This is a genomic window from Polaromonas sp. P3_C2, from assembly GCF_056402675.1.
Genome location: NZ_JBFUGX010000128.1, coordinates 1 through 8,177, shown reverse-complemented (window position 1 = coordinate 8,177; position 8,177 = coordinate 1). Strand labels below are relative to the sequence as shown.

Sequence of the window (8,177 nt, the reverse complement as noted above, 5' to 3'; positions counted from 1 at the left end):
CCCCAACACCACAACGGGTTTGAAGGCCTGGCGCAAAACCCACCACAGGCCGGCAGCAAACGCCAATACCTTGAACAGCCACCAAAGTCCTGCAGGCAATCCAAAGAGTGTCTGGGGATACGCCGCGCCCATCCAGTTCAAAAAGCACCAGGCCAACAGCAGCCCCAGCGACCAGGCCCAGACAAACAACCGGATTGATCGCCGGGCCCGCCATGGGCGCCAGACCGTCCATGACTTTCCCCGCAACAGGCTCACTGTTTTCACGGCTGATCCTGCCTTTCAGCCAGGGCATCATCCATCAGGTAGTAGCCAACCCCCCGCAGGGTGACAAGACTGGCTCCGGACCCCAGGATGCGTTTGCGTAACCGGTGCACCAGCACCTCAATGGCATCCGCACCAGCCGAGCCTTCGTCACCAAAGACGGTCTGGAGCAGGTCATCCTTGGCCACAGCCTTGCCGGGATGCATCATCAGCGCCTTGAGAAGGGCTAGTTCACGCCCCGACATTTCAAGCGGCAGTGCGCCGCGAAATACCTGTCCGTTGTCCAGGTCCAAGCGCAGGGTGCCACAGCGGAAATCTTCCACGCCCAGGCTGCGGCGCACCAGCGCCTTCAGGCGGGCCACCAGTTCTTCCACATCAAAAGGCTTGATCAGGTAGTCGTCCGCGCCGGAGTTCAATCCCAGCACCCGGTCCTCGACCGCGGTACGCGCCGTCATGACCAGTACGGGAAGCCGGGAACCTTCGTCCCTCAGGTGCTGCAGCAAATCCAGGCCATCCATGCCGGGCAGGCTCAGGTCGAGCAGGGCCGCATCAAACGGACGATGCCGTGCCATCACCAGCGCCTCTTTCCCGTCGGCACAGCAAACGACGTGGAACCCGCGGGCAACCAGCATGCGGCTGAGGGCGTCCACCAGATTCAGGTCGTCTTCAACCAGCAGGATATTCATGGAACGAATAATGCGGGAGGACGGACGGCTAAACCACCGAGGAAACGCCGACACCTGGTGAAAGCTCGGTGAAAGCTGGGAGGCAAAACGCAAAAATGCGGTGCGCCGGCACTCCCGGCAGCATGCACCGGCAAGCTGCGCCGCTAAAAACACGCCCTACAGGGGAAACAGGCGCCAGCTTTTCACGTCTGCGGCCGGATGACTCCGGACGCCGGGCTAGCGGAACCGATACGACACGGCGATAAACCCGGTGTCCTGCGTCCGGCGGCTGACCAGGGGACTGCCCTGAACCGAAGACCCCAACCACTTGCGACGCAGTTGCATCGTCAGCATCCAGGGATCACCGAGCGGCACATCGACCCCCAGGCCCAGCGTGGGCGCTGTCGAGGCGCCGGCGTTGTAGTTTGTAAACCCGCTGGCGGCTGACTCGGCCGGGGTCACACCGTAGAGGTAGTTGTTGTATTTGGCGCTGGTGTGTTCCAGCCCCACCTGCGGAAAGAACGACCAGCTGCCGACCTTGAACTCCGCCGCGTATGTGGCTTCCAGCAATGCACCGTGCGATTTGTTGGCGTCCACAAACGCGTTCACGAAAAACCCGCCGTAAGGCGTTTCCTGAAAGGTGCCTATGCCCAGCGGAATCGGTCGCTTGCGGTCCTTGAGTCCCGACAGCGCGGCGGTATCGGCGCGCCAGCCGTCCTGGCTGATGCGGCCGGAAAATTCCAGGTAGCCGTAGCCCATCCTTGCGGTTTTGATGCCCAGCGTGTCGACACGCGCAAAGAAGCGGCCATAGTCCGCATAAGCATAGGGCAGCAAGACGGTGTCGTTGCTCTTGCTGCGAATCACGCTTTGTGTGCCATACACGGCGCCGCCGATGTCGCCCGTCAGCTGGTATTTGAACGGGGCGGGTTGTGCCTGCACCATGCCCATAAATGCCAACCCAGCCAACGCAATGAGGACCACAGCCTGGGAAGCAGGAGAAGAAGCCCGGGTAAGACGTTTCATCGCATGCCTTCTTTCCGGAGATGATGCGATCCAGTATAGGACCGGGCAGGAAAAACTGCGCATCCGTCCTGCAGGCGCGTCGCGGGGCCGCGACACATCGAGCCCGGAATGCTCAGGCCGTGGCGAGTACCGTGCGGCGCACCCGGCGCACATTGAAGGCGCTGGCGATCAGCACCGCCTGCATCAGCGCCAGGCCCAGCAGGACGCCGCGGTAATAGCCATGGTCCATCATCGCGCCGAAGATCAGCGGCGACACGGCCTGGCCGATGTCCAGGCCTGCATACACCACGCCGTAAACCCGGCCCGAGGCGTTTTCGGGGGTTGAGCGCTTGACCAGCAGGTCACGCGACGGCCCGGCGATGCCGGTGGCGAAGCCCATGATGCCGAACAGCACAGGCACGACCCATGCGGGATAGCTGCCTGCGGCCAGCAGCACCGCCACGGCAGCCGCCGCACCAAACCCGATGCCCACAATGCGCTCGCAGCGCGCGGGATCCGATGCCAGGAAGCCGCCAAAAACCATGCCGCCCGCGCTGCACACCATATAAACCGTCAGGCAGATAGCCACCAGTGCGAGCGGCACGTTATGCAGGTGGCGCGCAGCTTCAGGTGCAAAAGCCTGCACCACGCTGAGAACGATGGCATACCAGAAGAAGAAAGAAAAACACATCCAGACGGCCGGTATCTTCAGAAAACCCAGACTGCTGTCGGCCGCGGGCGCGCCCTTGACCGGCGCCGCCATCGTGAGGGTGAGCTTGTCGCGGTTCATCACCAGCACCGCCAGCACGGCAAAAGCCAGCACACCGGCGGCAGCCAATGCCACACGCCACGAATAAGCAAACGTCAGCGTCACCACCACTGCGGGGGCCAGCGCCCAGCCCAGGCTGCCGGTGATGCCGTGCACGCTGTAGGCGTGGCCCAGGCGCGGCGCACTGACCTTGCGGTTCAGTAGCGTGTAGTCCACCGGGTGAAACACACCATTGCCGACACCGGCAATTACAGCAAAGCCGGCCAGCATCCAGTAGCTGGTGCTGATGGAATAACCAAAAGCCGCCACGCCCAGCAAACTCAGGCCGGCGAACAATATGGGGCGCGGGCCGAAGCGGTCGACGACAAAACCCGAGAGCGCCTGCACCGCGCACGACACCACAAAAAAGATCGTCATCAAAAACCCCAGCTCCGCATAGCTGACGCTGAACTCGTCCTTGAGCCAGGGAAACAGGGGCGCCAGCAGCAGCTGGCTGAAATGGCTGATCATGTGCGCCAGGCCCACCAGGCTGATCACGCTGGCGTCGGTGCGAAAAGGGACTGCAGCGGGCGCGTTCAGGGTCGTACTTGAAGTATTCATGGCGCTATCGTAGTATTGGCCAAGCCTTCTGAAATGCGACATAAAGCCATGTTTCATCGAATTTCGGACAAACCGCTTAATGACCTTCGTCCCTGCGATCACATCATCTGATTCAGGTGGATAGACCTTCCGACACGCCAGATGCCGCAACGTAAAGCCCCGCTTCATTTCGTGCCGGTGGGCGACACCGACAACTTCACGCCCAGCCGCCAGCGGCCAGTGCGCGTGCGGGCGCGGACGCTGGAAGCAGACACGCATTTCAAGCCCCATTCCCACGCCTGGGCGCAACTGGCCTACTGCTCCACGGGGGTGCTGCAGGTCACGGCTGAGCAGTCGGGCCATGCGGGCGGCGAAATCACCTACATCGTGCCGCCCTCCCGCGCGGTGTGGATCGCCCCTGGCGCGCAACATCACGTGACCGTGCTGGAGGCCGCCGAATTCCGCACGCTGTACCTCGACGCAAGCGCCACCCCGAAGGGCTGGACCGGTTGCCGCGTATTGGTGGTTTCGCCGTTACTGCGTGAGTCCATCCACGCGCTCGACGCGGCCACCCCGGAGCGGCCGCTGCCGGCCACTCGCGAACAACTTCTTTCCAGCCTGGTGCTGGACGAGCTCGCAGGCGCCGACACCCAGGCGCTCGGCGTGCCCATGCCGCATCCGCAAACCGGGGACAAGCGGCTGCGCGCCCTGTGTGAAGCCGTGCTGCGCGCACCATCAGAGCGGGCCACGCTGGCCGAATGGGCCGCCGATACTGGCGCCAGCGAACGCACGGTGGCCAGGCTTTTTCGCGACGAACTGGGCCTGAGCTACCAGCAATGGCGCCAGCAGGCCATCCTTGCCCACGCCCTGCCCCTGCTCACACGCGGGCAATCGGTCAGCACCGTGGCGGCGGCCAGCGGTTATGCCAGTGACAGCGCCTTCACCGCGATGTTCAAAGCCGCCATGGGCCAGCCACCCAGTCATTTTCAAAGTAAAAACAGGCTGTAAGGCAATGAGGGCAAGCGCAAGCAGCTATCAAAAAAGTAGCACCTTCAAGTAACCGACAGTGCGTTGGCTCGCAACCTACAGATCCCCGGCCGCCTGCCAGAGGGTTAGCGAGCCGATCGTGGGAAGCCACAGGAGGAACTTCTGGCGGTGGCTTTCGAAAGGCTCACCCAGCGGCGACCGCGGATCCTCGCTCAGCGCGTAAGCCATGCCTTCGACAAACCATTGAGGTTTGAGCAGCAGATAGAGCGTGCCAAGACGCTCGGCCTGCAAATAGTGGATCAGCTCATGCCGAACGTAAAACGGCTTCCAGAACGGCTTCCAGGCGCGCGGCCCCACAACGGTGCCGAAAGTACCCAGGGTGACGGCCGAACGCATCCCCAGGCCGAAAGCATCGGCGCACGCCTGTGTTGAGCAAAAGACCATCTTCGGCATACCCTRGATCGCACCGACCCTGGCAGACACGAAGGCCATGCCCTCCGCATGCAGCCGGGCAGCCTCTTCAAATCGGGCTTTGTCGTCCACACACACCGAGGTGCTGAAGCATGAAACACCGGACAGTTCCGGCGCGATCACCCGCACGGGCCTGACGGCAAACCACGCCACTACCGGTACAAGCGCCAGCATGGCCAGCAGGCGAACTTTGAAGGAAGGACGACTCAGGCGCATGCGAAGCAGGTCAAGCGGCAGGTTTGAGGCATTGGGCAGGCGTTGAGTACAGGCAGTCAGGATGTTTCGCAAATCCTGACCGGCGTCAGGTGACCGAAGTTTAGCGGCCCGTTCAGCGGTGAAAAGTCATCCTCCCAATTGCGAACTAAATTCACCTTCCGGCCCTTGGAGATGAGCGCAAGCGGCTATCAAAACAATAGCACTCCACGTCAGCCGTACAACAGCACGCCACCGGGCCCGGCTGGTTATCATGGCCCGATGAACTTCCTCAGCGCAGCAAGAAAAACCGGCAGGAGATGGGGTCACGCGACGGCTTCAATGGCTGTTGTCATGTTTGCAACCACAGGCCATGCCCAGGCGCCTGCCGAGCCGCACCCCACGCTGCTGCGCGAACTGAACCGGGTACGGGAGGACGGTTGCGACGGGCGCGGCGCCAAGGTTTCCCTGCTGCGTGAAAACAGCGTCCTGTCGCGGGCGGCGCAGCTCATGGCCAGCGGCCGCACGATGGACGAGGCACTGAAAGCTGTCGACTACCGCGCGGTGCGGGCCGCGCAGATTGCCGTACGCGGCGCAACGGGCCCCTCAGCGCTCGCGCGCAGGACCCTGGGCAAATCATGCAGCGCGGTGATGCACGCCGAGCTCGCTGAAGCCGGCTTCTACCAGCGCGGGGCGCAAACCTGGGTGGTGCTGGCCGCGCCCTTCTCGCCCCCGGCTGCGGCCCAGGCCGGCGATGTACAGGCACGGGTGCTGGCACTGGTCAATGAAGCGCGCTCCAGGCCACGCCGTTGCGGTACGCAGGCCTTCGCGGCCGCAGGGCCGCTGCAATACAGCCCCGTGTTGTACAGCATCGCCGGGGGGCATGCCGCAGACATGGCGCGTTACAGCTACTTCAGCCACACCGGGCGCGATGGCAGCGATGTGGCCAGCCGCGCAACACGCGCAGGCTACGGCTGGAAAGCCATCGGCGAGAACATCGCCGCGGGGCAGATGCAGGCCGACACCGCCGTGCAGGGCTGGTTGAACAGCCCCGGCCATTGCGCCAACATCATGGCGCCGGCGTATACCGAGATGGGCACGGCCTTTGCGGTCAACATCCAAAGCAGCGCCGGTATTTACTGGGTGCAGGTATTCGGGGCGCAGCGGTAAGTCGCCCTTGCCCGGGGCCCGCAGCTTTCAGCGTTTTTCAAACGCCGCGTTAAGGCGGCGCAGCAAGGGCTTGTTCAGCTCGCGCGTGTGCCTGTTCCAGCGCTCCATGGACCGCTGCAGCTCAATCTGCAGGCGTGCGCTGGTGGCGGTATCCCCGTTCATCGCGGCCCAGATGGCGTATTCAGCGCGGCTTTCAAAGCTGCCGAAACGGTCCACGGCGGATTCAAACTCCGCTTTCGCGTCCACACCCCTGCCGGCGCCGCCCAGCGCCTGGGCAAGCAGCAGCGACACCAGCTCCGCGCGAAAGGCGGGGTCGGTCTTGCGGATGAATTCAAGGTGGGTAATCGCCTCGGGATAACGCTCGCAGGCGAAATAGGCCCTTGAGGCGCCCAGCCGGATTTCCAGGTCGGAGGCGAACGGGCCCTTGAGGCATGCGTCGTAACTCTGCGCAGCCTCCAGCGCCTGGCCGGCTTCGAGCAGCGCGGAGGCAAGCCGCATCTGGTTCTGCGCGGTGGGCGTGTAGTCAAACGCGGCGTGTGCTTCCCGCAGCTCGCGCGTCGGGTCCAGTGTTTTTGCGGCTGCGGCCACGACCTTGCGCGCGCCGCGCTCCAGCCGCGAGTCGGGCAGGTAGACCGCCAGGAAGTAAACGAGGCTGCCCAGCATGGGAAACGAAAACAGGATGATCAGCCAGTACATCTGCTGGCCGCTGCGCAAGGCATGGACGGCAAAGAACACCGCCACAATGAAATGAAGTCCCAGTCCAACAAAAGGCATGGCCCATCCCTCCAGTTATTTTTGGGGGATTCTAAAGGGGCGTCAAGGAATGGGCCAGACCTTTCAGTTACCAGCAGGAAGCACTGTCTCGTCCCCGTCGCCATCGAACAGGCGCAAGGCGAGCAGGCCGTGCCCCACGCTGGCGCCTGCCCGCACAGCCGCCGCAATCAGAACCACTTCCGCCAGCTCCTCGCGGGTCACGCCCAACCGCCTGGCCGCACGGGTGTGCACGTCCAGGCAATAGCCACATTGGGTGGTAAGCGCCACGGCCAACGAAATCAGCTCCCGCACACGTGGCTCAAGATGGCCGCCTTCGCGCTTGGCCGCATGGTCAAACGCGAGGAAAGCCTGGGCTTCCACAGGTGCCAGCCGCACGAAGGCTGGCGCCAGTTGCAGGTCTTGGGGTGACTGGTAACCGGCGCTCATGGCTGGCCTTTGCTGTCCGCTGGCCTGTGGCGCCGTGCGATGGTTTCAAACAGGCCAACAAGCCAGCACATGGGGCAGCCGCGCATCAACACCAGCGCACCCGCCAGAGGAAGCACCGCCCACAGGGGATGCACCTGGAAAACCAGGGCGGCACATGCGAGCAGGGCCAGCGCGCCTATCCCGCGCAACACATGCTGGGTGACCGAAGTGCTACAGAACACGGGCGCCTCCGGTGGATGCGGTGCCACCCATGGTGCCGCCCCGCGCACAGGCGGAAAGATTTCGTTGCGGAAAAAACATCAGGAGCTCCTTGTCGGTGGTTGATACCGGCAAAGAGGCCCGCATTCGGCAAAAGGATTCGGGTTTCCTCAAAGAAATTTGAACGGCGCCGTCACCAGAACGCCAATCCCTTCAGGTCAAACCTCAGATCAGGCGCTTGAGCAAGCCCATCACCTGGTCAAACCGTTTTCCATAAGGCGGATAAAACAGGTCTCCCCTCGCCCACTTTGACTGCACCAGCACCGGCTTTTGCTGCGTCAGCCGCAGAAAACCGGTTTCGCCGTGGTAGCTGCCCCAGCCGCTGTCGCCCACGCCGCCGAAAGGCAGGTTCTCGTGCGCGATGTGCATCAGCGTGTCGTTGACAGTGACGCCGCCGCTCACGGTGCGCGCCAGCACATGGTCGCGAGAACCGGTGTCGGTGCCGAACCAGTACAGCGCCAGCGGCCTGGGGCGGGCGTTGACATAGCCAATCGCGTCATCGATCGACGCATAGGGAATCACCGGCAGGATGGGGCCGAAGATTTCCTCGCTGAGCAGTTTCGAGCCGGCGGGTACATCGAACACCAGCACCGGCGCCATCTGCCGCGACGCCGCGCCCGAAC

Annotated in this window: 11 protein-coding genes; 2 read left to right on the top strand and 9 right to left on the bottom strand. The window is 63.4% G+C overall.

The features are described from left to right. The 4 genes from AC1DWI_RS07690 to AC1DWI_RS07675 all read right to left on the bottom strand — a co-directional run. On the bottom strand, positions 1-264 hold a 264-nt coding region (locus AC1DWI_RS07690; protein ID WP_477724622.1), incomplete at its 3' end, for a hypothetical protein. Continuing rightward, positions 261-947, bottom strand: a complete 687-nt coding sequence (locus AC1DWI_RS07685; protein WP_477669160.1) for a response regulator transcription factor — start codon at positions 945-947, stop codon at positions 261-263. The genes AC1DWI_RS07690 and AC1DWI_RS07685, both read right to left, overlap by 4 nt. Positions 948-1,163: 216 nt before the next feature. Next, on the bottom strand, positions 1,164-1,949 hold the full coding sequence (locus AC1DWI_RS07680) for a MipA/OmpV family protein (protein WP_477669159.1): 786 nt from the start codon (positions 1,947-1,949) through the stop codon (positions 1,164-1,166). A gap of 112 nt (positions 1,950-2,061) precedes the next feature. Then, positions 2,062-3,297 carry an MFS transporter gene (locus AC1DWI_RS07675; RefSeq protein WP_477669158.1) on the bottom strand — a complete coding sequence of 412 codons (1,236 nt, stop codon included), beginning with the start codon at positions 3,295-3,297 and terminating at the stop codon, positions 2,062-2,064. Positions 3,298-3,438: 141 nt separating this feature from the next. Between AC1DWI_RS07675 and AC1DWI_RS07670 the strand changes: the two genes are divergently transcribed. Beyond that, positions 3,439-4,284, top strand: a complete 846-nt coding sequence (locus tag AC1DWI_RS07670) for an AraC family transcriptional regulator (RefSeq protein ID WP_477669157.1) — start codon at positions 3,439-3,441, stop codon at positions 4,282-4,284. 75 nt (positions 4,285-4,359) lie between these two features. On the opposite strand, the gene AC1DWI_RS07665 is transcribed toward AC1DWI_RS07670, so the two are convergent. Continuing rightward, positions 4,360-4,950 (bottom strand): hypothetical protein, encoded by a 591-nt coding sequence (locus AC1DWI_RS07665; protein ID WP_477724621.1) that lies wholly within the window; start codon positions 4,948-4,950, stop codon positions 4,360-4,362. Between the two features lie 330 nt (positions 4,951-5,280). On the opposite strand from AC1DWI_RS07665, the gene AC1DWI_RS07660 reads away from it, so the two are divergent. Next, positions 5,281-6,096 carry a CAP domain-containing protein gene (locus AC1DWI_RS07660; RefSeq protein WP_477669155.1) on the top strand — a complete coding sequence of 272 codons (816 nt, stop codon included), beginning with the start codon at positions 5,281-5,283 and terminating at the stop codon, positions 6,094-6,096. A 27-nt stretch (positions 6,097-6,123) separates the two neighbouring features. Here the strand turns inward: AC1DWI_RS07660 and AC1DWI_RS07655 are convergent, their stop codons facing one another. The 4 genes from AC1DWI_RS07655 to AC1DWI_RS07640 all read right to left on the bottom strand — a co-directional run. Then, positions 6,124-6,870: a hypothetical protein gene (locus AC1DWI_RS07655; protein WP_477669154.1), complete on the bottom strand. Its 747-nt coding sequence runs from the start codon at positions 6,868-6,870 to the stop codon at positions 6,124-6,126. Positions 6,871-6,933: 63 nt separating this feature from the next. Beyond that, positions 6,934-7,296: a carboxymuconolactone decarboxylase family protein gene (locus AC1DWI_RS07650; RefSeq protein ID WP_477669153.1), complete on the bottom strand. Its 363-nt coding sequence runs from the start codon at positions 7,294-7,296 to the stop codon at positions 6,934-6,936. Beyond that, positions 7,293-7,517 carry a hypothetical protein gene (locus AC1DWI_RS07645; RefSeq protein WP_477669152.1) on the bottom strand — a complete coding sequence of 75 codons (225 nt, stop codon included), beginning with the start codon at positions 7,515-7,517 and terminating at the stop codon, positions 7,293-7,295. Before AC1DWI_RS07645 ends, AC1DWI_RS07650 begins: the two co-directional genes overlap by 4 nt. Before the next feature lie 202 nt (positions 7,518-7,719). After that, positions 7,720-8,177, bottom strand: a 458-nt coding sequence (locus AC1DWI_RS07640) for an aldehyde dehydrogenase family protein (RefSeq protein WP_477724620.1), incomplete at its 5' end; no start/stop codon positions are given.

Coding starts and splice junctions, on each gene's coding strand:
- AC1DWI_RS07685 (WP_477669160.1), bottom strand. CDS start 947: ATGAATATCCTGCTGGTTGAAGACGACCTGAATCTGGTGGACGCCCTC.
- AC1DWI_RS07680 (WP_477669159.1), bottom strand. CDS start 1,949: ATGAAACGTCTTACCCGGGCTTCTTCTCCTGCTTCCCAGGCTGTGGTC.
- AC1DWI_RS07675 (WP_477669158.1), bottom strand. CDS start 3,297: ATGAATACTTCAAGTACGACCCTGAACGCGCCCGCTGCAGTCCCTTTT.
- AC1DWI_RS07670 (WP_477669157.1), top strand. CDS start 3,439: ATGCCGCAACGTAAAGCCCCGCTTCATTTCGTGCCGGTGGGCGACACC.
- AC1DWI_RS07660 (WP_477669155.1), top strand. CDS start 5,281: ATGTTTGCAACCACAGGCCATGCCCAGGCGCCTGCCGAGCCGCACCCC.
- AC1DWI_RS07655 (WP_477669154.1), bottom strand. CDS start 6,870: ATGCCTTTTGTTGGACTGGGACTTCATTTCATTGTGGCGGTGTTCTTT.
- AC1DWI_RS07650 (WP_477669153.1), bottom strand. CDS start 7,296: ATGAGCGCCGGTTACCAGTCACCCCAAGACCTGCAACTGGCGCCAGCC.